Raw genomic sequence first — 25182 nt, 5'->3', positions numbered from 1 at the left:
TAAGCAAATGTCCCAGCGCCCCGTGACCCCGACCCTTGACCGCATTGACCGCCCCGCCGACCTAAAGGCGCTGACGGATGCTGAGCTGATCAAGCTGGCGGATGAGGTCCGTGCCGAGACGATTTCGGCCGTCTCGGAAACCGGCGGGCATCTGGGCGCAGGGCTTGGTGTGGTCGAATTGACCGTGGCCTTGCACGCCGTCTTTGACACACCAAAGGATCGGCTGATCTGGGACGTGGGCCACCAATGTTATCCGCATAAAATCCTGACTGGCCGGCGGGATCGTATTCGCACGCTGCGCATGGAAAGTGGCTTGTCTGGCTTTACCAAACGCACCGAAAGCCCGTTTGATCCGTTTGGCGCGGGGCACAGCTCCACCTCGATCTCGGCAGCGCTTGGCTTTGCGGTTGCCCGCGATTTGGGCGGCGCACCAGACCCCGGTTTGGGTGACGCGGTAGCGGTGATTGGTGATGGGTCGATGTCGGCCGGCATGGCGTTTGAGGCGATGAACAACGCAGGCCACCTTGGCCGCCGCCTGTTTGTGGTTCTCAACGACAATGAAATGTCGATTGCGCCGCCCGTTGGCGCCATGTCGTCATACCTGTCGCGCCTTTACGCGGGGGAGCCGTTTCAGGAATTGAAAGCCGCCGCCAAAGGGGCCGTCAGCCTGTTGCCCGAACCCTTCCAGGAAGGTGCGCGCCGGGCCAAGGAAATGGTCAAATCCATGACCGTTGGCGGCACCCTGTTTGAAGAGCTTGGCTTTTCCTATGTCGGCCCCATTGATGGTCACGATCTGGAAAGCCTGTTGCCAATCCTGCGCACCGTGCACGAACGCGCCAGTGGGCCGATGCTGATCCATGTGATCACCAAAAAGGGCAAAGGATACGCCCCGGCCGAGGCCGCGCGGGATCGCGGCCATGCCACGGCAAAATTCGACGTGCCCACCGGCAAACAGCATAAATCGCCCTCAAACGCGCCCAGCTATACATCCGTCTTTGGCAAAACACTGGTCGATCTGGCGGGCGAGGATGACAAGGTCTGCGCTGTGACCGCCGCAATGCCGGATGGCACGGGCCTGAATCCCATGCTCGAACGCTACCCCTCGCGTACCTTTGATGTGGGCATTGCTGAACAGCATGGGGTGACCTTTTCGGCGGCTTTGGCGGCGGGCGGGATGAAACCGTTTTGCGCGATGTATTCGACGTTTTTGCAGCGTGGTTATGACCAAGTTGTGCATGATGTGGCGGTGCAACGCCTTCCCGTGCGCTTTGCAATTGACCGCGCCGGTTTGGTTGGGGCCGATGGTGCCACCCATGCGGGGTCTTTTGACATCGCCTTTATGGCCAACCTGCCGGACATGGTGGTGATGGCCGCCGCGGATGAGGCGGAGCTGATGCATATGATCGCCACCGCGCATTCGATCAACGACCGCCCGTCGGCGTTCCGTTACCCACGCGGCGAAGGCGTTGGGGTTGAGTTGCCCGAGCGTGGTGAGGTGCTTGAAATCGGCAAGGGCCGGATGATCCAAAAGGGCGCGCGTGTTGCGATCCTGTCGTTTGGCACACGTTTGTCCGAGGTCGAGAAGGCCGCAGAGAAACTCGCCGCAAAAGGCATCACGCCGACGATTGCAGACGCCCGGTTCGCCAAGCCGCTGGACCGTGACATGATCCTGGATCTTGCCGCCAATCACGAAGCGCTGATCACCATCGAAGAGGGGTCCGTTGGTGGGTTCGGCAGCCATGTCGCCCAGCTTTTGGCCAATGAGGCGGTGTTTGATACCGGGCTGAAATTCCGCTCGATGGTGCTGCCCGATACGTTTGTTGACCACGCCGCCCCCGACCGGATGTATGAAGACGCCGGGCTGAGCGCGGCAGGGATCGAGGCTAAGGTCTTGGACGTCTTGGGAATTGCCCAGATCGACGCCAAACGCGCCTAAAGCGTTTCCAGTTCGCATTGTATCGCTTGTTCGCGGCCTTTCGCTTCGCTCAAACGCAAAAAGCGATGACAGATGCTTCAATGAAAAACTGGAAACGCTCTAAAACCCCTTATCACATTGACGTTTGCGCGACATTTTGCTTGTAGACAAAAGGGGGCGCCCTTCGCTATGGCTTGAAAAAACCCAAGGAGAGAGCCATGAAAACGGCCATTATCGCAGCAGTCTTTGCAACCCTCACAGCGCCCGCCTTTGCCGGTGCCGTTTCCGACCCCATCGTTGAACCAAACATCACACCAGAGATGATCGAAGTCGACACCGCCGGTTCAGCCAGCCACGATTGGTTGGTCCCGGCCATGACGATTTTGATGTTTGGCGCCGGTCTCGCCAGTTAAGTCACGCGGATCGTGCCTATTTGGGCTCGGAGGCCAGCAGTGCCGCCAGCCCTTCGCGATAGGTGGGATAGGTTAAAGCAACGCCCAGATCGCGCTTGATCCGGGCGTTCGAAACCCGCTTGCTTTCCGCGTAAAAGCTGCGTGCCATCGGGGTCATTTCGGCGGTCAGGAAATCCTCTGAAGGCGGAATTTCCATCCCCAAAAGTTCAGCGGCATGGGCCAAAACATCCTCGGGCGGGGCCGCTTCATCGTCGCAGACATTGTAAATGGCACCGGGATCTGGGCGCGCAATAGAGGCGGCCAGAACCTGCGCGATATCCGCAACATGGATGCGCGAAAACACTTGATTTTCCTTGATAATACGCCGGGCGGTGCCACGACGCACTTTGGCAAATGGCCCGCGTCCGGGGCCGTAAATTCCCGCCAGACGAAAGATATGCAGCGGTAAGTCCAGATCCTTGGCCAGCGCTTGCCATGCCGCTTCCGCCCTGACCCGCCATTGACCGCGTTTTGTCGCGGGGGTCAGCGCCGTGGCCTCATCCACCCATCCACCCTGATGGTCGCCATAAACGCCAGTGGTGGACAGATACCCAACCCATTTCAGATGTGGCGCGTGGTCGGCAATCATATCGCGCGCGCCTGCCAAAACCGGATCGCCCGCCGCATTTGGCCCTGCGGAAATCAACAGATGACTGGCCTGTGACAGCGCGCCCGAGATGTCGGCGCCCGGCCACATCATCGTGCCTTCGCGCCCCTCACGAGAGGTCCCCGTGACCTGCCAACCATCAGCCATCAACACGCGCGCCAAAGCCTGCGCCGAATAGCCGTATCCAAAGATGAAAAGGTTCTTATCCATAGCGCGGTTGTAGCGGTGGGCGCGGGGCAGTGAAAGCCCCGTCCCTGAATTTGTCGTGGTCGATGTTGTGGCCGATGTTATGGCGGCGCCTATTCCCCCTTCCAAACCGGATCGCGTTTTTCCGCAAAAGCGCGCGCGCCCTCCAACTGATCTTCGCTGGCATAAAGCTCATCCACCGTGCGTAACTTTCGCTGGGTGATCCGGCTCATCGCGTCTTGGAATTTGCTGTCCTCGGCATCGCGCACCACCTCTTTGATCGCCGCGTAAACCAAAGGCGGCCCCGAGGCGAGCAGGCGGGCAAGTTCCCACGCGCGGTCCATCAGCTGATCTGCGGGCAGGATTTCATTGACCAATCCCCAGCGGTTGGCTTCCTCAGCATCAAACCAGCGCCCGGTCAGCAAAAGCTCCATCGCGATGTGATAAGGGATGCGTTTGGGCAGCTTTACACTGGCCGCATCCGCAACCGTGCCAGAGCGAATTTCAGGCAGGGCAAAGCTGGCATGTTCCGCCGCCAAAATGATGTCGCCCGAAATCGCAAGCTCCAACCCGCCGCCACAGGCAATGCCGTTCACCGCGACAACCACCGGCTTGTTCATATCGCGCAGTTCTTGCAATCCACCAAAGCCGCCAACACCGTAATCGCCATCCACCGCGTCGCCATCGGCGGCGGCCTTCAGATCCCATCCAGGGCAGAAAAACTTCTCGCCGCCGCCGGTCAGGATCGCCACACGCAAGGTGGGATCATCGCGGAACCCCGCAAACACCTCGCCCATGATGCGCGAGGTGGCAAGGTCGATTGCATTGGCCTTGGGGCGGTCCAATGTGACCTCAAGCACCATGCCATCGCGGCGGGTTTTCACCGGCCCATCGGTTCTGTCACTCATCTGTGTTGCCGCCATTTGGGGCCTCCTTCATCAGCGCATCTGCGGCAACCGCGCGGGTCGCCGTACAGATAAGCGGGTTAATTTCAACTTCTTCAATACGCGCGGCATTGTCCATCACATAGGCTTGCACGGCCATCACCGCATCCAAGATACCATCCAAATCTGCGCCCGGCTTGCCGCGGTATCCATGGATCAATTTAGAGACTACGAGGCCGTTTAGAGCCTGATTTACCATGTCCCGGTCACTTGGCACCAACAGGTTCACGCTGTCTTGCATCAGCTCGGTTAAAACACCGCCCGCGGCCAAGGTCAGCACAAAGCCATGCGCGGGGTCGCGCGTCACCCCAATCAGCAATTCCACCACCGCGCCGTCGATCATTTCCTCGGCCAAAAAGCTATCGCATGGCATGTTTTGTGCCGCATTAGACACGCTTTCGACGTCCATCAACCCCAGCACCACAGCCCCCGCTTCGGTCTTATGGGCGATGCCTTCGCCCTTAAGCGCCAGCGGAAAACCGACGGCTTTGGCCAAGACAACAGGGTCGGTCCCTGATGCTGACTTCGGTACAACCACCCCATAGGACATAAGGCGCGCCTTGGCCGCGGCCTCGCGCAGAACCTCACCCAAGCGATTGGGACCAGGGGGAAGCAGTGCTGCCGTCGTGGGCGGGTGGGATCTGGCCGCGGCTTCGACCGCCAGGATTGCCTCGTCTAACCCATGCAGCGGCACAACGCCGGCCTGCATCAATTGCTTGGATACCGCTTCGGGCAACAATTCGGGCAGGGTGGTGACAATGGCAACCTGCCCCCCGGTTTGCGCCCGCGCGGTTATCGCCGCCTCAAGTGCAATGTCCCAATCTGTTGGATCACAAATGTCACCTCGGGGAATGTCCAGAATGATCATCGTCAGCGCCAGATCAGGGTCGACCATCGCAGACCATGCCCGCGTCATCGCAGGCAAATCGCGCCAGATGTAAGTGTGGTAATCGAGCGGATTGGCAAGCGCGACCATCGGCCCCAAAGCCGCGGCCAGATCGCCCCGCTGGCGGTCATTCAGCGGCGGAAATACAACATTTCGCCCATAGGCCGTGTCCGCCGCAAGGCTCGCCTCGCCGCCGGAGCAGCTGATGGATGCGATGCGATTTGAAGACAGCCCACCGGTGACATGAAGCAGTTTTAGTGTCTCCAAAAATGCCGGAAGACTGGACAGGCGCGCGATGCCCAATCGGTCCAATACCGCCTGCGCACCCGCATCCCCCCCCGCCAAAGATGCCGTGTGGGAAACGGTCGCCGCCTGCGCCTGATCCGATCGCCCGACCTTTAGCGCCACAATTGGCACACCCTTGTCGCGGGCCTTTTGGGCCAATACTTCCCAAGCGGCCAAATCACCGAAACCTTCAATATGCACCCCAATGGCCGTCACGCGCGGATCGTCCAAAAGCGCCGCGGCAATCGCGGCCTGCGAGGTCTGTGCCATATTCCCACAGGTGACCGTATAGGCAATCGGCAGGCCGCGGGTTTGCATGGTCAGATTGATCGCGATGTTTGAGCTTTGCGTCAGGATCGCAACCCCCCGCTCCACCCGTGTGCACCCATGTTGGTCAGGCCACAAAAGCGCTCCGTCCAGCGCGTTGATAAACCCGTAACAATTTGGCCCAAGGATGGGCATGTCCCCGGCGGCCTGAAGCAGCGCTGCCTGAAGATCCGCCCCGCTTTCATCCTCGGCCGCCGCCTCAGAAAATCCGCTGGCAAAACACACCGCACCACCAGCGCCAAGGGATGCCAGCACCGAAATGGCCTCAAGTGTCGCATGGCGATTGATGCCGATAAAGCTGGCGTCAGGTGGGCTGGGCAGATCTTCGATTGCCGCGAAAACCCCGTCGCCCCCCTTCGGATGTACGCGCCAAACCTCGCCTGAAAATCCCATCTTCCGGCATTGATCCACAACAGCCGCACACCACGCCCCACCGCCGATGATGGCAATGGTCCGTGGTTGCAATAGTCTGGAAAGATCGCGCATTACGGCATTCCCTTTGAAAGAGATTTCATGCCTTCGGCGAGGATATTTTTAGAAAGAGGAAAAGGGGAGGCCGCGCGGGCCGTCCCCAAGAAAGAGAGCGTCGTCTCTTCCCCTTTCACGGTCATCGGCGTCCCCGCCTGTACCGCCGTTTTAAAATCGCAGGTCATGGTTAACAAATCGTGTCTTCCTCTTTCCAAAAATATCCCCGCCGGAGGCAAGACGATCTGGCATGACCGTGCCGCACGCTGCGCGGTCTAAGGTCATGCCCCGTCAGAATGTTTGTCGATGTGCCCCAAGTCGCGGGTCGGATCGATGTGATCACGCAGACGCGCTTTCAATTCCTTGGCTTCGGGAAACCCGCCATCGCGTTTGCGTTCCCAGATAAGCGTGCCGTCCACCGTCACCTCGTAAACGCCTCCCATTTCACCAGGAATCAGCGTGACCCCACCCAAATTGGTCGAGAAGGTTTGCAACAGTTCCTGCGCCATCCATCCGGCGCGCAGCAGCCAGTTACAGCCCGTGCAATAGGTGATGGTGACGACTGGTTTGGTGGGATTGGTCTGGGTCATTTTACGCTCCGAGGGGTCTGAGAAGATCTCGGGAAATGATATGACGCTGGATCTCGCTTGTCCCGTCCCAGATCCGTTCCACACGCGCATCGCGCCAGAACCGTTCCAGCGGATAATCATCCATCAACCCCATGCCGCCATGGATCTGGATGGCCTTGTCGGTCACGCGGGCGAGCATTTCCGAGGCATAAAGTTTGGCCGAAGCGATTTCGCGGTTTGCAGGCAGGCCTTTGTCCAACCGGTCGGCGGCGGCAAGGGTCAACAAATCGGCGGCGTCGATTTCGGTAATCATGTCGGCGATTTGAAAACTCACCCCCTGAAATTTGCCAATCGGCTGGCCAAATTGTTCGCGCTGTGCGGCGTACTCCAGCGCATAATCAAACGCCCGGCGCGCGCGGCCCACGCACATGGTCGCAACGGTGATGCGGGTGGCATAAAGCCAGGTGTTCATCACCTCAAACCCGCCATCAACCTCGCCCAAAACCTGCGCATCAGGCAGGCGGCAATCGTCAAATTCCAACACCATATTCAGGTATCCCCGGTGGCTGACGGATTTATACCCGTCGCGCACGGTGAACCCGGGATGGCCGCGATCGACCAGAAATGTGGTGATGCGTTTTTTCGGACCGCGCGGGGTTTGATCCTCGCCCGTTGCCACAAATACGATAAAGAAATCGGCGTGCTCCGCGCCCGAGATAAAGTGCTTGGTGCCGTTCAGAACCCAATCGCCCCCGTCGCGCACCGCCGAGCATTTCATGCCGCGCACGTCCGATCCCGCGCCCGGTTCGGTCATCGCCAGTGCGTCCATGCGTTCACCGCGCACCGCCGGCAAAAGATACTTTTCGCGCTGTTCCCCTTCGCAGGCCATCAGGATGTTTTGCGGGCGCCCGAAGAAGTGATTGAGCGCCATGGACCCCCGCCCAAGCTCGCGTTCCACCAGCGCAAATTCCATGTGATTGAGCCCCGCACCGCCGACCTCTTCGGGGAAGTTACAGGCATAAAACCCCAGGTCTAGGGTCTTTTTCTTGATGTCCGCTGCGATTTCAGCCGGCACATGGCCCTCACGCTCCACAAGCGCTTCATGCGGATAAATCTCGTTCTCCACAAAACTGCGCACGGTTGCGACAATCATCTCTTGTTCTTCAGTCAGGCCGTATTGCATGGCATCTTTCCCTGTTCGCTCATCTACCCGGTCGGGTCTGAGGGTTGACGTTAGGGCGGCAAATCGGCTTGATCATGCAGAAATATCCTAAACTGTGCAGAAAATGACAGAAACGATCGACCTCCTTTTGTTTGACCACTTCTCAGGGCTGTGCCTTGCCAACACGGTTGAGCCTTTGCGGGCGGCCAATGATTTGGCGCGAAAACGTCTCTATTCCTGGCGATTTTTGACCATTGATGGGGAGAACGTGCGCTCCTCCTCGGGGATGCAGGTGCAAGCAGATGGGCGGTTGTCCGATCATCGCGGTGATCTTTTGGTGGCCATGCCGTCTTACAACTACCGCACCCACGCGACCCCCAAAACAAGCCGGGCGCTTGCGGCTGCATCGCGACGATATGGTCAGATGGCGGGGTTTGATACGGGGGCTTGGCTTTTGGCGCAGGCGGGGCTTTTGGACGGCTACAGCGCCACCATCCATTGGGAAGAGTTGCCGCGGTTTGAAGAGCATTTTCCGGACGTTAGTACCGTGCGCCAGCGCCATGTGCTGGACCGCGATCGCCTGACCTGTACGGGGGCATTGGCGGCGTTTGACATGGTGCTGGACCGGATCGGAAGTGATCATGGCGCAGCCCTTCGGTTGGAACTTGCGATGCTTTTTATGGCGCCGGGGGCGGCGGCGTCTGTCTTACCGCCGATGGCCCGGTCGCGGATCGTGGCACGCGCCTTATCTGCCATGCGCGGTGCTATCGAAGACCCGCACAGCATTCCTGAGATTGCAAAAATCGCGGGCTGCACGGTGAAAGAACTTGAGCAGCGCATTCGGACAGAACTGGGTGAAACCCCCTCAACCACCTATCGCAGATTGCGGCTTATTTCGGCTCGAAAGGCTGTGTTAGAGACTGATTTGTCCATCGCCGAGGTTGCCGTGCGGGCAGGGTATGAGAACGCATCAGCGATGACGCGCGCGTTTAAGTCAGAGTTTGGCGTCTCGCCCCGCGCGCTTCGCTTAGAGGTGCGTTAGTGGGGAATGACCGGCAGGTGAAATAGGGGTTGCGCTAACATCGGATTTGTCGACAATTGGTCCATGGATAATACGACAACGAACACCCCCGTAAAAACTTGGCCCGTAAAAACATGGTCTGAAACCGCCCCGCGTCTGATTGCTGTTGCCGCAGGGCGCGAGGCCGCTGATCTGGTGATCCAAAACGCACGCGTTGTGAATGTGCACACGCGCGAGGTGCTGGATTGGCAAGTGGCCGTGGCCGAGGGGCGGTTTGCTTACGTGGGTCCGGACGCCAGCCATTGTATCGGGGACACAACGCAGGTGATCGACGGCGGCGGGCAGTATCTGATCCCTGGCTTGTGCGACGGGCATATGCATATCGAAAGCGGCATGTTGACCCCGGCAGAATTTGCCCGTGCGGTCATTCCGCATGGCACCACGTCGATGTTCACCGACCCGCATGAGATTGCCAATGTGTTGGGGATCGAAGGTGTCAAACTGATGCATGACGAGGCGATGTTGCAGCCCGTCAATATCTATACCCAAATGCCCAGCTGTGCGCCTTCTGCGCCCGGATTAGAGACCACTGGCTATGAAATCACCCCCGAAGATGTGGCCGAGGCGATGACCTGGCCGGGCATCATTGGGCTGGGCGAGATGATGAATTTCCCCGGTGTGATCCACGGTGATCCCAAGATGCTCGCGGAAATGGCGGCGACGCAGAACGCCGGCAAAACCATCGGCGGGCATTACGCCAGCCCCGATCTGGGCCCGAATTTCCACGCCTATGTGGCGGGCGGTCCGGCCGATGATCACGAGGGCACCTGTGAGGATGACGCGGTGGCGCGGGTGCGGCAGGGGATGCGGTCGATGATGCGGTTGGGGTCCGCGTGGTTTGATGTGGAAAAGCAGATCACGGCGGTGACGGAACGGGGGTTGGACCCGCGCAATTTCATCATCTGCACCGATGATTGCCACTCTGGCACCTTGGTGGAAGAGGGGCATGTGAACCGCGCGCTGAAATACGCGATCAGCTATGGCTGTGACCCGCTTGTGGCGCTGCAAATGGCGACGATCAACACCGCGACGCATTTCGGGTTAGAGCGCGAAATAGGCTCTATTACGCCCGGACGGCGTGCCGATATGATCCTGACCGACGATCTGGCCACCCTGCCGATCAACCGCGTGTTTGCGCGTGGGGTCAGCGTGGCAGAGGGGGGCAAGATCACCGTTGATTGCCCGCATCTGGTCTGGCCGGATCATGCGAAAGCCACCATGCATATGGGGCGCGTGCTTTCGGCCAAGGATTTTGAGGTTCATGCCCCTGACGGCAAGAACTCGGTCACGGCCAAGGTCATTGGCATTGTCGAAAACCAGGCCCCAACAAAGGCGCTTACCCGCGATTTAGGCGTGATTGATGGCATTGTGGAACCGGATGAGGCGCAAGATGTGGCGCAGGTCGCATTGGTGGAACGTCACAAAGGCACCGGCATCGTGCAGAACGGGTTTGTGAACGGGTTTGGCTATCAGGGGCGCATGGCGATGGCGTCCACCGTGGCCCATGACAGCCACCACATGATTGTGGTCGGCACCTCGCGCGAGGACATGGCGTTGGCTGCCAACCGGCTGGGCGAAGTTGGCGGTGGCATGTGTATTTACCAAGATGGCGTTGAGCTGGCGCTGGTTGAATTGCCGGTCGCCGGGCTTATGTCTGATGCCCCCGCCACCGAAGTTGCCGCAAAGGCGCATGGCATTATCAAGGCGATGGAGGTCTGTGGCTGTACGCTGAATAACGCGTCGATTCAGCACAGCTTTCTCGCGCTTGTTGTCATCCCCGCGTTACGAATTTCCGATCTGGGTCTCGTTGATGTGACCAAGTTCGAGCTGACCGATTTGTTTGAGGAATAAAGAATGCCCGCAAGTGATATGTCGATCCCCGTGATCACCCCCAAAGCTGTGACACATGAGGTGTTCACCGATGCGGCCCTTGCCGTTGCCCGCCTGACCGAACTTTATGACACGGCCTGTGCGTTTCTGTGTGACCGGTTTGAGGAAAACGCCAATGGCGCCAAACCAACCTCGCGGTTTCGGGCGTTTTATCCCGAAATCCGTCTGACCACGACCAGCCATGCGCAAGGTGATACGCGCCTGTCGTTTGGCCATGTCTCGGCACCCGGAACCTATGCCACCAGCATCACCCGTCCGGATTTATTCGCGAATTATCTTGAACAGCAGATCGGCCTGCTGTTGGGCAACCACGGCGTGCCGGTGGAAATTGGGGTATCCGACACGCCGATCCCGGTGCATTTCGCCGTGGCGCGCAACCCGGACATCACCGTGCCGCAAGAGGGCGCGATGGAATTTCCGCTGCGCGACGTGTTTGACGTGCCGGATCTGGCGACCACCAATGATCACATTGTGAACGGTGTGGCCGAACGCGACCACGACCAGCCCGCCCCTTTGGCGCCGTTTACTGCGCAACGCATTGATTACTCGCTTGCGCGTTTGTCGCATTACACCGCGACCACGCCCGAGGATTTTCAGAACCACGTTCTGTTCACCAACTATCAGTTTTACGTGGAAGAGTTTGAGGCCTACGCGCGCAAAATGCTTGCCGACCCTGACAGTGGCTATGACGGGTTTGTGGGGCCGGGCTATCACAAGATTACCGGGGCCGAGGATGTGCTGCCGGTGCCCGCGAAACTGCCGCAAATGCCCAGCTATCACCTGACGCGGCCGGATGGGTCGGGCATCACGTTGGTCAACATCGGGGTGGGGCCGTCAAACGCCAAAACCGCGACTGATCATATTGCCGTGTTGCGCCCTCATGCCTGGCTGATGGTGGGGCATTGCGCGGGCTTGCGAAATTCGCAACGTCTGGGGGATTTTGTTCTGGCGCACGCGTACCTACGCGAAGACAAGGTGCTGGATGATGATCTGCCGATCTGGGTGCCCATTCCGCCCTTGGCCGAAATCCAGATCGCGCTGGAACAGGCCGTGGCGAAAGTCACCGCCCTTGAGGGGTATGAGCTGAAACGCATCATGCGAACCGGCACGGTGGCATCATTAGATAACCGCAACTGGGAGCTTCGCGACCAGACCGGCCCGGTGCAACGCCTTAGCCAATCGCGCGCCATTGCGCTGGATATGGAAAGTGCAACCATCGCCGCCAACGGATTTCGCTTTCGGGTGCCTTACGGAACGCTTCTATGTGTGTCGGACAAACCGCTGCATGGCGAGCTGAAATTGCCCGGTATGGCGTCTGATTTTTACAAAGATCAGGTCGGTCGGCACCTGTTGATCGGCATCCATGCGATGGAACTTTTACGCGAAATGCCGATTGAACGGATTCACTCGCGAAAGCTCAGAAGTTTCGAGGAAACGGCGTTTTTATAAATCAACCTTTGGTAAACTGGCAAAAAAACGCTGTTTTCGCCTTAATTTCCTGCAACAAATCGTTGTGTCGCCCCGCTACATACAGTTAAATGCCGCCAATGAAGCCCTAGGAATGGGTGATTTGAGGAGTGTAATACATGTCGAAACCAATGACAAAAACCCAACTCGTGGCCGCTTTGGCTGAAGAAATGGGCGCTGACAAGAAAACCGCTGGCTCTGCGCTGGATGCGGTTATTGAAATCATCACCAAAGAAGTTTCCGGTGGTGGCGCTGTGACCCTGCCCGGCGTTGGCAAAATCTATTGCCGCGAACGTCCAGCACGCACCGTGCGCAACCCTGCCACCGGTGAGCAAATCCAAAAAGAAGCTGACAAAGTGGTCAAAATGACCATTGCGAAAGCTCTGAAAGACAGCGTGAACGGCTAAGCCTTCTACGTCTTTGGACTGCATTAAGAAAAGGGTCGCCTTTGGGTGGCCCTTTTTTGTTGCGCGCGGCGATCAAGCTGTGTGGCGAGGGGCGGTCTGAAAATCAGCACCAGATGACGCAATTGCGACGAATTTCTTATCCCAAGGGGGCGTCAGATATTTCCAACCAACGGCCATAGCGTATATGGCTGAAAGGGTTGAGGTGCCCTGGCAATTTTTCAAGGAATGAGCATGGATATTCGCGCGATTTTTATGGGGCTGGCGTTTGCCTTTATGTGGTCCTCGGCGTTCACCTCTGCGCGGATTATTGTGGCCGATGCGCCGCCGCTTTACTCGCTGTCGCTTCGGTTCTTTATCTCGGGCGTGATTGGCGTCGCGATTGCCCGCGCGCTGGGCCAGAACTGGAACCTGTCGCGGGGGCAATGGCGGGCGGTGCTGATCTTTGGGGTGTGCCAAAACGCGCTTTATTTGGGTCTGAATTTTGTGGCGATGCAATGGATCGAGGCGAGCTTGTCCGCGATCATCGCCTCCACCATGCCGTTGATGGTGGCCTTTGCCGGGTGGACCCTGTTTGGCGATCGACTGCGCCCCATGACGGCGCTGGGCCTTGTGGCGGGCGTGGTTGGCGTGGCGATCATTATGGGCGCGCGCATGTCTGGCGGTGTGGATCTGACCGGGGTGGCGCTGTGTTTCATCGGGGCGGCCGCCCTGACCGTGGCCACGCTTTCGGTGCGACAGGCCAGCGCGGGCGGGAACCTGATGATGATAGTTGGGCTGCAAATGTTTGTGGGTTCCTTCGTCCTTTTGTTGGTTGCGCCCTTCTTTGAAACCCTGACCTTCACCCCCAGCCTGCGTCTGGCGATGGCGTTCAGCTATACGGTGCTTGTGCCCGGCCTTTTGGCCACCTTTGTCTGGTTTGCGCTTGTCGCCCGCATCGGTGCGGTCAAGGCCGCGACCTTCCATTTTCTCAATCCGTTTTTCGGCGTGGCTGTGGCGGCGGTCCTGCTGGGCGAGGCGTTGGGCTGGTTGGATATCGTCGGCGTGACCATCATCACCCTCGGCATCCTGATGGTGCAATTGTCCAAACAATCCCCTTCGCCGGCTTCGAAATAATTCCCACGCGGACGTGAAGCGGCAAGGCCCCATCGTGAAGTGACATTTCCCGCGCCAAAGATAAGGTGGCGCCATGGAACTTGTATTTGGATATCTCGCGGGGCTGCTGACCCTGATCAACCCCTGCGTTTTGCCGGTCCTGCCGATTGTGCTGGCCACCGCGTTAAACGCCAGCGTCTGGGGGCCGGTGGTTTTGGCGGCCGGCATGAGCCTGTCATTTGTGGCGCTTGGTTTGCTCGTGACCGTGCTTGGCCATCTGGTTGGGCTGGACGAAGGGCATATCGCCAGCGCAGGCGCCGTGCTGATGATCGCCTTTGGCCTGATCCTGCTGATCCCCGCGCTGTCAAACCGTTTTTCCACCCTCACCGCCGGGTTTTCCACCCGTGCCGATCAAGGGCTGGACGACGTCGATCGCGGATCGCTGCGCGGTCAATTCCTTGGCGGGATGCTTCTGGGCGCGGTCTGGAGCCCCTGTATCGGCCCCACGTTGGGCGGTGCCATCGCGCTTGCCTCGCAAGGGCAAAGCCTGCTTTGGGCGGGCGCAATCATGGCTGCCTTTGCCCTTGGTGTGTCGACCATCATCCTTGCCCTTGGTTATGGTGCCCGCGCCGCCATTATGCGCCGCCAAGCGTTGATGCGCAGCATTGCCCAGAAATCCCGCCCCATCATGGGCGCGGTGTTCATCGCGGTTGGCATCGCCATCTTGTTTAAACTTCACCACTACATCGAGGCTTGGGCGGTCGACAGCTTGCCCACCTGGCTCGTCGACCTATCCGTATCGCTTTAAGGAGACACACATGAAACGTCGTGACTTTATCACCCTCACCGCCGCCGCCCTTGTGGCCCCACTCGGGGCAAAAGCCGCCGTGTTCGACTATGCCCCCGGCCTCGTGAAAGAGGCGCTGGCCAAAGGCGACACCGTGTTTCTGGACTTTAAAGCCAGCTGGTGTTCCACCTGCGCGCGGCAAGAACGTGTGATTAATGCGTTGAAAGCGGCAGACCCCGCTTACGGCGCGGCCATCACCTTTGTGAACGTGGATTGGGACCAATACGGCCGCCACGAATTCACCAAATCCCTGAACATCCCGCGCCGTTCAACGCTTGTGGTGCTGAAAGGCGATGCAGAGCTGGGTCGCATCGTGGCCGGCACCGGCGAAGCAGAGATCAAAGCGTTGTTGGACACCGCATTGGCCGCCGCGCAAGCCTAAAGGTCAGAGGGGCGCTGCCCCGCCCTTCGGGCCCCCGAGATATTTAATGCAAGAAAAAGAAGGCCACTGCTGCCTTCCTCTTTCTAAAAATATCCTCGCCGAAGGCAAGAAAGTTAGATGCGTGGGGTCAGCCGTCTTGCGGGCCGATTTTGCCGCGTGGGCCGTCCCCAACTTGCGCGCGGTGCAGCATCAGGTGGTCAAGCACAACACAAGCGGCCATGGCTTCGCCCACGGGTACGGCGCGGATGCCCACGCAAGGGTCGTGGCGACCCTTGGTGATCACTTCGATGGCGTCACCTTCTTTGGTGATTGACTGGCGCGGGGTGAGGATCGAACTGGTGGGTTTCACCGCAAAACGCACAACGATGTCTTGCCCGGTGGAAATCCCACCTAGGATGCCGCCCGCGTGGTTGGACGAATAGACCGGCTGGCCGTCATTGCCCATAAAGATCTCATCGGCGTTTTCGGTGCCGCGCAATCCAGCGGCCGCCATGCCTTCGCCAATCTCAACGCCTTTCACCGCGTTGATCGACATCATCGCCGCGGCAAGATCGGTGTCGAGTTTTGCGTATACAGGCGCGCCCAGACCCGCTGGTGCGCCGCGCACGACCACCTCAACCGCTGCGCCAACGGAGTCGTTTTCCTTGGTGCGCAACATGGTGAGATACGCTTCCCATTCGGCGACAGCGGTGCCATCGGGCAGCCAGAAGGCGTTTGCGTCAATCGCGTCCCAATCGAAGTTGTCGCGGTTCAGATGCAGCTCGCCCATCTGGGTCATATAGCCTTTGATCGCAAGGTCCGGCGCCAGCGCCTTCAGCACCTCGCGCGCCACACCGCCAGCCGCCACACGGGCCGCGGTTTCGCGGGCAGAAGATCGCCCCCCGCCGCGCGGATCGCGGATGCCGTATTTCAGGTGATAGGTGATGTCGGCATGACCGGGGCGAAAGGTTTTCTCAATGTCGCCGTAGTCTTTTGACCGCTGATCGGTGTTTTCAATCATCAGCTGGATCGGCGTGCCGGTGGTTTTGCCTTCGTACACTCCCGACAGGATGCGCACCTGATCTGGTTCATTGCGCTGCGTCGTATGTTTGTTCTGACCGGGGCGGCGTTTATCAAGCCACACCTGGATCATCTCCGCCTCAAGCGGCACACCGGGGGGGCAGCCATCAACGGTGGCGCCCAGGGCGGGTCCATGGCTTTCACCCCAAGTGGTGACACGGAAGATATGGCCAAAGCTGTTCATCGACATGCGCGTATCCCTTTTGCTCATGCGTGTGATAGCGCGATGTGTTTGGAAAGGAAAGTTAGCTGTTGTTTTCTGGCCTGCGGTGTTTCGGCTGGGGGCTGACACCCGCGTCATAGCGCATGTTTGGATTGCGCAGAATGGGGTTGCGATTTGACACTTGTGGGCGGGTTTCACGCCAGACAATAAAGACGCCAGAGGCGATAATAATCGATGCCCCAACGCCCACCCAAATATCCGGAAACTCGCCGAAAAACAGCACACCAAAGGCAGTGGCCCACAGGATCTGGCTGTATTGCGTGGGGGCGACCACGGCGGCAGGGGCGGCGCGATAGGCGATGATGATGCACACCTGCGCCAGCACCGACATTAACCCAACGGAGGCCGCCAATCCCAAATCGCCCAGCGACATCGGTTGATAGACAAAGGGCAGGCTGCCGCCCATCACCACAATGGATCCGAGCATGGGGTAAAGGATCATCACCGCGGTGCGTTCTTCGCCGCCGATTTTACGCATGATGATCGACCCAAAGCCCGAGCAGAACGCAGCCGTTAACGCGCAAACATGCCCCAAAGTGATCGCCGTCACGCCGGGGCGCAGCACCACCAAAACGCCGATCAGCCCAACCAGAACCGCCGCCCAGCGTTGCGCGCGGACGGGTTCCCCCAGCAACAGCGCCGACATCGCGGTGATGATCAGTGGGGTTGCAAACAAAAGCGCATAAACCTCGGCCAGGGTCAGCACGGTAAAGGCATAAAACGCCGAGGACATCGCCAGAATGGTCATCATCGCACGCAGCAGGATCAGCCACGGATGATGCGGTCGGAAATTGTCCACCTGACGGTCGGCCAGCATCATCACCGCCATCGGTACAAAGGCAAACAGCATCGCGAAAAAGATGATCTGGAACACCGAATATTCCGCACCCAACACTTTGATGGCGGCGTCATGGGTGGCGAAAATGGCAAAGCCAGTGAAGGCATAGCCAAGGCCGCTGAGCGGGGATCTGACGGTGTCAGGCATGGTGGGCTCCGTGTCTGATCGGGTGGGCGTTGTTAACGCTCACATTGCGGATATCGAAGCGTAGGTCAAGGGTGGGCGCCTTCAATCAACGCACAGGGGCGGCAATGCTGCCGGCCAAAAGCCCGCCGTCAATGTTGATCTCAACCCCGGTCATATAGGCACCCTCATCTGACGCCAGCATGGCGCAAACCGCGGCCACCTCTTTGACCGTTCCAAACCGGCGCAGGGGGGTGTCCGCAACCAAAGCCGCCATCCGGTCCGTGCGGTCCGGCCCGTCGCCCAGCATCGGGTCCCACATCGGGGTCAGGATCGCGGCGGGGTGCACCGAATTGCAGCGAATGGCCAAGCCTTGTTCGGCACAATAAAGTGCTACGGATTTTGAATGATTGCGCACCGCCGCCTTGGATGACGCATAGGCCGCCGCCCCTGGAATACCCACCAGACCCGAGCGGGACGAGATGTTGATGATCGCGCCTGATCCTTTCGCGCGCATCGCCCCAATCGCGTAGCGACAGCCCAAAAACGTGCCATCCAGATTTGTCCGGTGCACCGCGCGCCAATCGGCGAGCGTGGCATGTTCCGGGTCCTGCGCGCGGGTGCTTTCTTCAAACCCGGTGATGCCCGCGTTGTTCACCAAGACGTCAATCTGTGGAAATTCCTTCGCAAAGTCGGCCCAGTGATCTTCACCTGCAACATCCAGCAATCGCGCGGTGCCGCCAATCTCATCGGCAATGGCGTTCGCGCCTGCAAAATCCTTGTCGGTGACAATCACATCACCGCCCTCAGCGGCAAACCGTCGGGCAATTTCGGCGCCAATACCGCGCGCCGCTCCGGTCACAACACAGCGTTTTTGCTGCAACCGTTTCAGGTGTAAATCTTTCATGGAAATCCTCATGGGTCATAGGTCGCACCTAGAAATCCCGCCCCAAAATGGTGGGATTGACGGCGCAAAAAGCGTCAGAAAAACAGCGGTGCCGGTATTGGGCTGTGTTAGTTGATCACTGGACCTACTCCTTGAATGAAACAGGATATACGTTGTTTTTCCCATATTTTCAAGAGGTTCGCCCAGTTTGATGTGCGCCAGATCCGCCGCCGGAAATTGCCCCCTTGCCAAGCCCCCCGTTTTGCGGGCAAACAAAGCGCACCTCGGGGTGCTGTGCCATGTGCGCGGCTGAGACGCGATTACGCAAACCCGTAGAACCTGAACCGGTTAAGACCGGCGGAGGGAAGGTCGGATCATCCCACCCGAACACCGTCTGACTTTTCGCCGCCATCTTGGAGGATGATATGAAGACCACATTTTTCGCCGCGAGCACCCTGTTGCTGGCCAGCGCCGCCCACGCTGAAACCCCCGTATTGCAAGTTTACGCCCCCGATTATTTCGCATCGGAATGGGGCCCCGGTCCCGGTATTGAAGCCGGGTTCGAGGCGCAATGCGGGTGCGATTTGAAATTTGTCACCGGCGACGTGCTGCCCCGCCTGTTGCTGGAAGGCGAACGGACCGAAGCGGATGTTGTGATCGGTCTGAACACCGACGTGACCGCCCGCGCGCGCGCCTCCGGCCTGTTTGCGCCACACGGCCAGAACACCGACGATCTGACCATGCCGATCGACTGGACAGACGACACCTTTTTGCCGTTTGACTACAGCTACACCGCGTTCATTTACGACAACACCAAAATGGACAACGCCCCCACCAGCTTTGATGCGCTTTTGGCCTTGCCCGATGACACCAAAATCGTGATCCAGGACCCGCGCAGCTCGATTTCCGGTCTTGCCTTGATGCTGTGGGTCAAGTCGATTTACGGCGACAAAGCCGCGGAGGCCTGGGGCAAACTTGCGCCCAAAATCGTCACCGTGACCAAAGGCTGGTCCGAAGCCTACGGCATGTTCACCGATGGCGAAGCCGACATGGTGCTGTCGTTTGTGACCTCGCCCGCCTATCACATCATCGCCGAAGAAGATCTGACCAAATCGGCGGCGATCTTTGACGAAGGCCATTATTTCTTTGTGGAATTGGCGGGGAAAATCAAAGGTACGGATCAGCCCGAACTGGCCGATAAGTTCCTTGAATATGTGCTGAGCGAAGAGTTCCAGGCCGCGATCCCAACCTCAAACTGGTCGTTCCCGGCCAAACTGGCGGATGACAAGCTGCCCGAAGGGTTTGCCAAACTTCCGGTGCCTGCAAAGACGCTTTTCTATACGGAAGAAGAGGCCGAAGCCCTGCGCAAACCCGCGCTGGACGAATGGCTTTCGGTGTCGTGGAAATAATCCCGCGACATAAGATGAACCGGTGGGTGATCTTGTGAGGATCACCCGCACCACCGCCCTTGGCGTTCTCGCGCTGGGGGTGGTTTTATGTCTGACTTTGGGCACGCTTATCGCGGTGATGACCAAGGCCACGGGCGGCGTGTTTGCCTTTTTGTCGCTTGGTCCGCATGATTTTGCCGCGATCCGGTTTACCCTGTGGCAGGCGCTGGCCTCGGCCGCGCTTTCGACCCTTTTTGCCATCCCGGTTGCGCGTGCGCTGTCTCGTCGTCAGTTCCGGGGTCGTGCGGCACTGATCACCCTGTTGGGCGCGCCGTTTATTCTGCCGGTGATCATTGCGATCTTTGGGCTGATTTCGGTGTTTGGTGGACGCGGAATTGTGTCACAAGCGCTGGGATTTTTCGGGTATGAGCCGATCTCGATCTATGGCTATCACGGCGTGCTTTTGGCCCATGTGTTTTTCAATCTGCCGCTGGCCACCCGGCTGATCCTGCAGGGTTGGCTTATGATCCCGGCGGAGCGTTTTCGCCTTGCCGCGTCCCTTGGCATGACGCCCCGCGATATTGCCCGCACGTTGGAACGCCCGATGCTGCGCGAGGTGCTGCCCGGCGCGTTTCTGGTCATTTTCCTGATTTGCCTGACCTCTTTTGCGGTCGCTCTGGCCCTTGGTGGCGGGCCGCGCGCGACCACGGTGGAACTGGCGATTTATGAAGCGTTCCGCTTTGATTTTGACCTTGGCCGTGCCGCCATGCTCGCCCTCGTGCAATTTGCCATGGGGGGCGCTGCGGCGTTGATCGCGTTTCGCGTGGCGATCCCGCATGACACGGGGGCGGGGCTGGATCGGGCGGTGATGCGCTGGGACAGCACACCGGTTCAGCGCGGCTTTGACGGGCTTGTCATCAGCCTTGCCGCCGGTTTCCTGATCCTGCCGCTTGCGATGATCTTTGTGAAGGGTTTGCCGAGCCTTATGAGCCTGCCGGGAAGCGTCTGGACTGCCGCCGCGCGCTCTGTCACCGTGGCGCTTGGCTCGGCGATATTTACGCTGATCCTGACCCTGCCGATCGCGGCCCTTGCGGTGCGGAGGCGGTCAAAATGGGTGGAGGGTATCGGTTATCTGACCATCGCCGCCTCGCCCTTGGTGATCGGCACGGGGCTGTTCATTGTGATCTTTCCCATTATGTCGCCGTCGAAATTGGCGTTGCCTGTTACCGGCCTTGTGAATGCGGCGATGAGCTTGCCTTTTGCGCTGCGCATCCTTGTGCCTGCGCTGGCTGGGGTCGAGCGGGATTACGGCCCGCTTGCCGATGGGCTGGGGCTGACCGGCATGGCGCGCCTGCGCCTGTTGTGGGTGCCACGTTTGCGCCGTCCGATCGGGTTTTCACTGGGTCTTGCCGCCGCACTCTCGATGGGCGACCTTGGGGTGATTACGATGTTTGCCGATGGTGACGCCGCCACTTTGCCCTTGCAACTTTACCGTCTGATGGGGGCCTACCGGATGGAGGATGCCGCCGGGGCCGCCGTGCTTTTGATGGGGCTATCGCTTGCCCTTTTCTGGATATTTGACCGAGGGGGGCGTGTGAATGCTGACCATTGAGCAGGGCTTTATTGATCTGGGAGATTTCCAATTGACCGCTGACCTAAGCGTGCCACAGGGCGCGCGGGTGGCGGTGCTTGGTCCGTCAGGGGCGGGGAAATCCACATTGTTGGCGGCGATCGCCGGGTTTCAAGCGCTCACCTCTGGGCGCATTCTTTGGGACGGGCAGGGGATGGCGCGCGCGCCTGCCGCACGGCCCATTAGTATGGTGTTTCAGGACAATAACCTCTTTCCGCACATGACGGTTGCACAGAATGTCGGGCTGGGCCTGCGGGCGGATTTGAAACTGTCCGATCGGGAACAGGTCCGTGTCAAAGGGGCGTTGGACCGGGTTGGCCTGTCGGGTCTAGCCCCACGCAAACCGGCGCAATTGTCCGGCGGGCAAATGGCCCGTGTGGCGCTGGCGCGAGTGCTTTTGCGCGACCGGCCACTGCTTTTGCTGGACGAACCCTTTGGCGCGCTTGGCCCGGCGTTGAAATCGGAAATGCTGGCCCTTGTGGCGGAGCTGTTGGACGAAACCCAAGCCACGCTGTTGATGGTCAGCCACGCGCCGGAAGATGCCAAGTTGATCTGTGATCAAGTGGTGTTGGTCGCAGATGGGCGCGCCGAAGCCCCGGTGGAGACGGCAGAGATTTTCACCAACCCGCCAGAGGTGTTACGCGACTATTTGGGCGATCACCCACGGACGTAACAGCGCAGCGCCACAGGATCCTATTGCCCCAATCTCCCCCACCCGCTAGGCTTTTCCCATGAAACATGTGCCCAAAGAAAACACCGATGACGCGCTTATTCAGGAGTATCTGAACAAGGGCGGCAAGATCACCAAAGGCAAGACAAAGCCCAACCCGCCTGAACTGGGTCTGAGCAACAATGTCTGGAACGCCAATTTGACCAAAGAAGAAAAAGCCGCGCGCGACAAGAAGTGATTGCGCGTGGCACGTTGGATGCGAGGGCACGGCCCATCATGGGCCTATGGGCCTATGGGCCTTTTGCCCGCCTCGCCCTGCTCTGTGATCAGCCGCAGGGGACAAACTTGGTGCTGTTCGGCGATGTGGAGTTGGGCTAACAGGATGTGACACACTGTAAAAAGGCCACATCCCATGTCTGATCCCATGATTGAACCGTGCTTGAAAATGGTTCTGGTGACCCCGGAAATCCCCTATAACACTGGCGCGATTGGGCGGACCTGTGTGGCGCTGAACCTCGAGCTGATCCTGATCAAGCCATACGGGTTTTCCCTGGATGAAAAGGCGGTGCGCCGCGCGGGGACCGATTATTGGAAGCACGTTAATCTGTGTGAATATGACAGTTGGCAGGATTTTCTGACCGCGCGTAAGCCCACGCGCGACAAGCTGCATTTCTTTGAAGAGCATGGCGCCGAGACGCTGTATGCCCCGGCCTATCCCGAGGACAGCTATCTGGTGTTTGGCTGCGAAAGCGCTGGTCTTCCGGCTGAGGTTTTGGACGGTATGGAAGACCGCACCTTTAACCTGCCGATGCTTAGCCCCAAGGTGCGATCCTTAAACCTCGCCAATGTCGCCACGGCGGTGGTGTATCAAGCGATGCGGGGGAAGTTGGGGGGCTGAGGGTCCTTTCTCTGCCATCCCTCGGAATGTTCGCAAGAGAGAGCTGTGTTTTCCGGTAGCTTCGTCAAGCCTTTTGTGACCATTGGAGTCTCTGTCAGGACAGAAAGATAGCCGTTCACAAAAAACATCTCAGACATGCGCACTTCTGGCGGAACACCCACAACATCGAGAGGTTCCGCCGCGCCCCGCCTTTTTGACCTGCCTCAGGTTAAAGGCGGGACGCTTTAGGGCGAGAAACCCCGAAATGTATTCACGTTCAAACCCTGTTTTGTGCAATGGAACAACGCGTGATCAAACATGGGTGGCGCCCCAAACAAAAAGGGCGCCCTTTCAGGCGCCCTTCTCTCATCTGATGAAACCGGCTTACAGCTCGGTTTTCTTGCCCTTATGTGGGGCCCAGAGTTTTTTGTTGGTCAGATACAGAAGCGAGGTCAGGACAACCAGCAGCAGCACGGCGACAAAGCCGGTTTGCTGACGCGCCATCATCTTCGGTTCCGCGGTCCACATCAGGAATGCGGCCACGTCTTCTGCAAGATGGTGGGCGTCGTTGGCGTGCCCGTCATCGAATTCAACCGTGCCATCCTCAAGCTGGGGGGTCATTTTGGTCCAGCCGCCGGGAAAGACGTGGTTTTCGTTCAGGATGTTGCCAGCCACTTCGCTTTCCTCACCGGTGAACCCGGTCAGGAAGTTGGCGATATATTCGGCGCCACCGATGCCACGGAACAATTGGTTCAGACCGGTACCAGCGGGGCCATGAAAACCCGCACGCGCCTTGGCCATCAGGCTAAGGTCTGGTGCGCCCGCAGATGTGATATGCGGGAAATGGTCTGACGGACGCGCGGGGCGGTCATCTTCCAACTCTTCGTCATACACGGAGAAGTTTTCGGCCGCATAGGCGCGGACCTCATCTTCGGTGTATTCAGGTCCACCAGCGTCGGACAGGGTCCGCAGAGGCACGTAACGCAGGCCATGGCAGGCGGAACAGACTTCGGTATAGACCTTCAGGCCACGACGAAGCTGTTCTTTGTCGTAGGTGCCAAAGGGACCCTCAAACGAAAACGCGATGTCTTCGATGTGACCTTCGCTGCCCGAAGCCTGGGCCGCACCAGCGGTCAGGCCAAATGCCAGGACAGGAGCCAAAAGGGCGGTTGCTGTGAGTTTCTTGATCATTTTGCTAGATCCTCTCACTCGGCTGCGCCGGGATAGTGGGCTTTGAAATCTTCTTCGATAGAGGCCGGCGGCGTTTGGGGTTTCTCAAACAGACCCAAAAGCGGCAGGACAACGAGGAAGTATGCGAACCAATAGGTGGCGCCGATCAGCGAAATCCAGTCATGCGGGAAATTCGTGTCACGGGCCCCGACCCACATCAGAACGACAAAGTCGATCAGAAGCAGACGGAACCACCATTTGAAGGCGGGGCGGTAGGCACCCGAACGAACAGACGAGGTGTCGGTCCAGGGGGCCAGTGCCATCACGGCAATCGCGCCGAACATCGCAAGCACACCAAAGAATTTGGCGTCGACGATGCCACCGGTGATGAAGGAGGCAAATTGCACCGCCCAAACATCGGCTGTGAACGCCCGCAAGATCGCGTAGAACGGCAAGAAGTACCATTCAGGAACGATGTGTGCCGGGGTCGCCAGCGGGTTCGCTTCGATATAGTTGTCGGGATGGCCAAGGAAGTTCGGCATAAAGCCAACGATGGCGAAGAACGCGATCAGAACCATGCCCAGGCCCACGAGATCTTTGATCACGAAGTATGGCCAGAACGGCAGGGTGTCTTTCTCGGCTTCTTCTTTCGACCCGCGACGCACTTCTACACCAGTTGGGTTGTTGTTGCCCGTGTGGTGGAACGCCCAGATGTGCAGCGCCACAAGAGCGGCAATCACGAAGGGCAGAAGATAGTGCAACGAGAAGAAACGGTTCAGCGTGGCATTGTCCACAGCTGGTCCGCCCAAAAGCAGCGTTTGGATCGGCTCACCAATCAATGGGATCGCCCCGAACAGGCCGGTAATAACGGTGGCCCCCCAGAATGACATCTGACCCCAAGGCAAAACATAACCCATAAAGCCTGTGCCCATCATCATCAGATAGATCAGCATACCGATGATCCATGTGACTTCGCGCGGCGCCTTGTATGACCCGTAAAACAACCCGCGGAAGATGTGAACATACACTGCCACAAAGAACATTGATGCGCCGTTGGCATGAACATAACGCAGCATAGGGCCGCCATTCACGTCACGCATAATATGTTCAACCGACGCGAACGCCATATCAACATGCGGGGTATAATGCATCGCCAGAATGATACCGGTGACAATTTGCAACGCCAGGCAGAACGCCAAAACGATGCCCCAGATCCACCACCAGTTCAGGTTCTTGGGGGTGGGCACCATCAAGGTGTCATAGGCCAGACCAATAACAGGCAGGCGCTTGTGCATCCACTTACCGAAACCCGAGCTGGGTTCGTAGTGATCGTGCGGAATTCCAGACATTTACG

The 25182-nt window shown here is 58.8% G+C and carries 25 protein-coding genes and 1 riboswitch; of the genes, 14 read left to right on the top strand and 11 right to left on the bottom strand.

The genetic code is table 11. The annotated features are described in order from the left end of the window. Positions 1-7: 7 nt before the first annotated feature. Together dxs and KKW20_RS14570 are read left to right on the top strand one after the other, a co-directional pair. A complete protein-coding gene (gene dxs / locus KKW20_RS14575; protein ID WP_214568631.1) occupies positions 8-1936 on the top strand; it encodes a 1-deoxy-D-xylulose-5-phosphate synthase in 1929 nt (642 codons plus the stop codon). Positions 1937-2133: 197 nt separating this feature from the next. Then, a complete protein-coding gene (locus tag KKW20_RS14570) occupies positions 2134-2328 on the top strand; it encodes a hypothetical protein (protein WP_214568630.1) in 195 nt (64 codons plus the stop codon). Positions 2329-2344: 16 nt separating this feature from the next. On the opposite strand, the gene KKW20_RS14565 is transcribed toward KKW20_RS14570, so the two are convergent. From KKW20_RS14565 to KKW20_RS14540, 6 genes are all read right to left on the bottom strand, one after another. Beyond that, entirely contained in the window at positions 2345-3184 is an 840-nt protein-coding gene (locus tag KKW20_RS14565; protein ID WP_214568629.1) for an SDR family oxidoreductase, read from the bottom strand. 89 nt (positions 3185-3273) lie between these two features. Beyond that, complete coding sequence (locus KKW20_RS14560) at positions 3274-4083, bottom strand: carnitinyl-CoA dehydratase (RefSeq protein ID WP_425514281.1); 810 nt, start codon at positions 4081-4083, stop codon at positions 3274-3276. Then, positions 4061-6088: an acetate--CoA ligase family protein gene (locus KKW20_RS14555; protein ID WP_214568628.1), complete on the bottom strand. Its 2028-nt coding sequence runs from the start codon at positions 6086-6088 to the stop codon at positions 4061-4063. Before KKW20_RS14555 ends, KKW20_RS14560 begins: the two co-directional genes overlap by 23 nt. Next, complete coding sequence (locus KKW20_RS14550) at positions 6088-6264, bottom strand: hypothetical protein (protein ID WP_214568627.1); 177 nt, start codon at positions 6262-6264, stop codon at positions 6088-6090. Before KKW20_RS14550 ends, KKW20_RS14555 begins: the two co-directional genes overlap by 1 nt. Before the next feature lie 84 nt (positions 6265-6348). Further along, on the bottom strand, positions 6349-6657 hold the full coding sequence (locus KKW20_RS14545; RefSeq protein ID WP_214568626.1) for an Rdx family protein: 309 nt from the start codon (positions 6655-6657) through the stop codon (positions 6349-6351). A 1-nt stretch (position 6658) separates the two neighbouring features. Then, the gene (locus tag KKW20_RS14540) at positions 6659-7819 is read right to left on the bottom strand and encodes an acyl-CoA dehydrogenase family protein (RefSeq protein ID WP_214568625.1); all 1161 of its coding nucleotides are present in this window, start codon (positions 7817-7819) and stop codon (positions 6659-6661) included. Positions 7820-7922: 103 nt separating this feature from the next. Here KKW20_RS14540 and KKW20_RS14535 point away from each other — a divergent pair, with 103 nt between their 5' ends. From KKW20_RS14535 to KKW20_RS14505, 7 genes are all read left to right on the top strand, one after another. Continuing rightward, positions 7923-8840, top strand: coding sequence for a GlxA family transcriptional regulator (locus KKW20_RS14535; protein WP_214568624.1), 918 nt, complete (start codon positions 7923-7925; stop codon positions 8838-8840). Between the two features lie 63 nt (positions 8841-8903). Continuing rightward, entirely contained in the window at positions 8904-10730 is a 1827-nt protein-coding gene (ade, locus tag KKW20_RS14530; protein WP_214568623.1) for an adenine deaminase, read from the top strand. A 3-nt stretch (positions 10731-10733) separates the two neighbouring features. Then, positions 10734-12218 carry an AMP nucleosidase gene (locus KKW20_RS14525; protein ID WP_214568622.1) on the top strand — a complete coding sequence of 495 codons (1485 nt, stop codon included), beginning with the start codon at positions 10734-10736 and terminating at the stop codon, positions 12216-12218. A 137-nt stretch (positions 12219-12355) separates the two neighbouring features. Continuing rightward, a complete protein-coding gene (locus KKW20_RS14520) occupies positions 12356-12643 on the top strand; it encodes an HU family DNA-binding protein (RefSeq protein WP_214568621.1) in 288 nt (95 codons plus the stop codon). A gap of 231 nt (positions 12644-12874) precedes the next feature. Continuing rightward, positions 12875-13756: a DMT family transporter gene (locus KKW20_RS14515; protein WP_214568620.1), complete on the top strand. Its 882-nt coding sequence runs from the start codon at positions 12875-12877 to the stop codon at positions 13754-13756. A gap of 73 nt (positions 13757-13829) precedes the next feature. Then, positions 13830-14543, top strand: a complete 714-nt coding sequence (locus KKW20_RS14510; RefSeq protein ID WP_214568619.1) for a cytochrome c biogenesis CcdA family protein — start codon at positions 13830-13832, stop codon at positions 14541-14543. A gap of 10 nt (positions 14544-14553) precedes the next feature. Beyond that, positions 14554-14964 (top strand): thioredoxin family protein, encoded by a 411-nt coding sequence (locus KKW20_RS14505; RefSeq protein ID WP_214568618.1) that lies wholly within the window; start codon positions 14554-14556, stop codon positions 14962-14964. A gap of 127 nt (positions 14965-15091) precedes the next feature. Here KKW20_RS14505 and aroC read toward each other — a convergent pair whose 3' ends face one another. The 3 genes from aroC to KKW20_RS14490 all read right to left on the bottom strand — a co-directional run bounded on the left by aroC (position 15092) and on the right by KKW20_RS14490 (position 18114). Beyond that, on the bottom strand, positions 15092-16213 hold the full coding sequence (gene aroC / locus KKW20_RS14500; RefSeq protein WP_214568665.1) for a chorismate synthase: 1122 nt from the start codon (positions 16211-16213) through the stop codon (positions 15092-15094). A 55-nt stretch (positions 16214-16268) separates the two neighbouring features. After that, positions 16269-17231, bottom strand: a complete 963-nt coding sequence (locus KKW20_RS14495; protein WP_214568617.1) for a DMT family transporter — start codon at positions 17229-17231, stop codon at positions 16269-16271. Positions 17232-17316: 85 nt separating this feature from the next. Then, positions 17317-18114, bottom strand: a complete 798-nt coding sequence (locus KKW20_RS14490) for an SDR family oxidoreductase (protein WP_246534624.1) — start codon at positions 18112-18114, stop codon at positions 17317-17319. A gap of 254 nt (positions 18115-18368) precedes the next feature. Then, a riboswitch (TPP riboswitch) is annotated at positions 18369-18476 on the top strand. Between the two features lie 42 nt (positions 18477-18518). On the opposite strand from KKW20_RS14490, the gene KKW20_RS14485 reads away from it, so the two are divergent. The 5 genes from KKW20_RS14485 (at position 18519) to KKW20_RS14465 (ending at position 22679) form a co-directional block, all read left to right on the top strand. Beyond that, the gene (locus KKW20_RS14485) at positions 18519-19502 is read left to right on the top strand and encodes a thiamine ABC transporter substrate-binding protein (protein ID WP_214568616.1); all 984 of its coding nucleotides are present in this window, start codon (positions 18519-18521) and stop codon (positions 19500-19502) included. Between the two features lie 22 nt (positions 19503-19524). Beyond that, positions 19525-21093, top strand: coding sequence for a thiamine/thiamine pyrophosphate ABC transporter permease ThiP (locus KKW20_RS14480; RefSeq protein WP_343207599.1), 1569 nt, complete (start codon positions 19525-19527; stop codon positions 21091-21093). Then, a complete protein-coding gene (locus KKW20_RS14475; protein WP_214568615.1) occupies positions 21080-21784 on the top strand; it encodes a thiamine ABC transporter ATP-binding protein in 705 nt (234 codons plus the stop codon). The genes KKW20_RS14480 and KKW20_RS14475 overlap by 14 nt, the downstream gene beginning before the upstream one ends. A gap of 58 nt (positions 21785-21842) precedes the next feature. Then, positions 21843-22019, top strand: coding sequence for a hypothetical protein (locus tag KKW20_RS14470; protein WP_214568614.1), 177 nt, complete (start codon positions 21843-21845; stop codon positions 22017-22019). A gap of 174 nt (positions 22020-22193) precedes the next feature. Continuing rightward, positions 22194-22679, top strand: a complete 486-nt coding sequence (locus KKW20_RS14465) for a tRNA (cytidine(34)-2'-O)-methyltransferase (RefSeq protein ID WP_425514280.1) — start codon at positions 22194-22196, stop codon at positions 22677-22679. 363 nt (positions 22680-23042) lie between these two features. On the opposite strand, the gene KKW20_RS14460 is transcribed toward KKW20_RS14465, so the two are convergent. Both KKW20_RS14460 and petB read right to left on the bottom strand, forming a co-directional pair. After that, the gene (locus KKW20_RS14460) at positions 23043-23849 is read right to left on the bottom strand and encodes a cytochrome c1 (protein ID WP_214568613.1); all 807 of its coding nucleotides are present in this window, start codon (positions 23847-23849) and stop codon (positions 23043-23045) included. 14 nt (positions 23850-23863) lie between these two features. Further along, a complete protein-coding gene (petB, locus tag KKW20_RS14455) occupies positions 23864-25177 on the bottom strand; it encodes a cytochrome b (protein ID WP_214568612.1) in 1314 nt (437 codons plus the stop codon). Positions 25178-25182: the final 5 nt, after the last annotated feature.

It is taken from the genome of Aliiroseovarius lamellibrachiae, assembly GCF_018599245.1.
Lineage (GTDB): Bacteria > Pseudomonadota > Alphaproteobacteria > Rhodobacterales > Rhodobacteraceae > Aliiroseovarius > Aliiroseovarius lamellibrachiae.
Note: the sequence above shows the minus strand (reverse complement) of the source record. Positions and strands in the feature narration are given on the sequence as shown.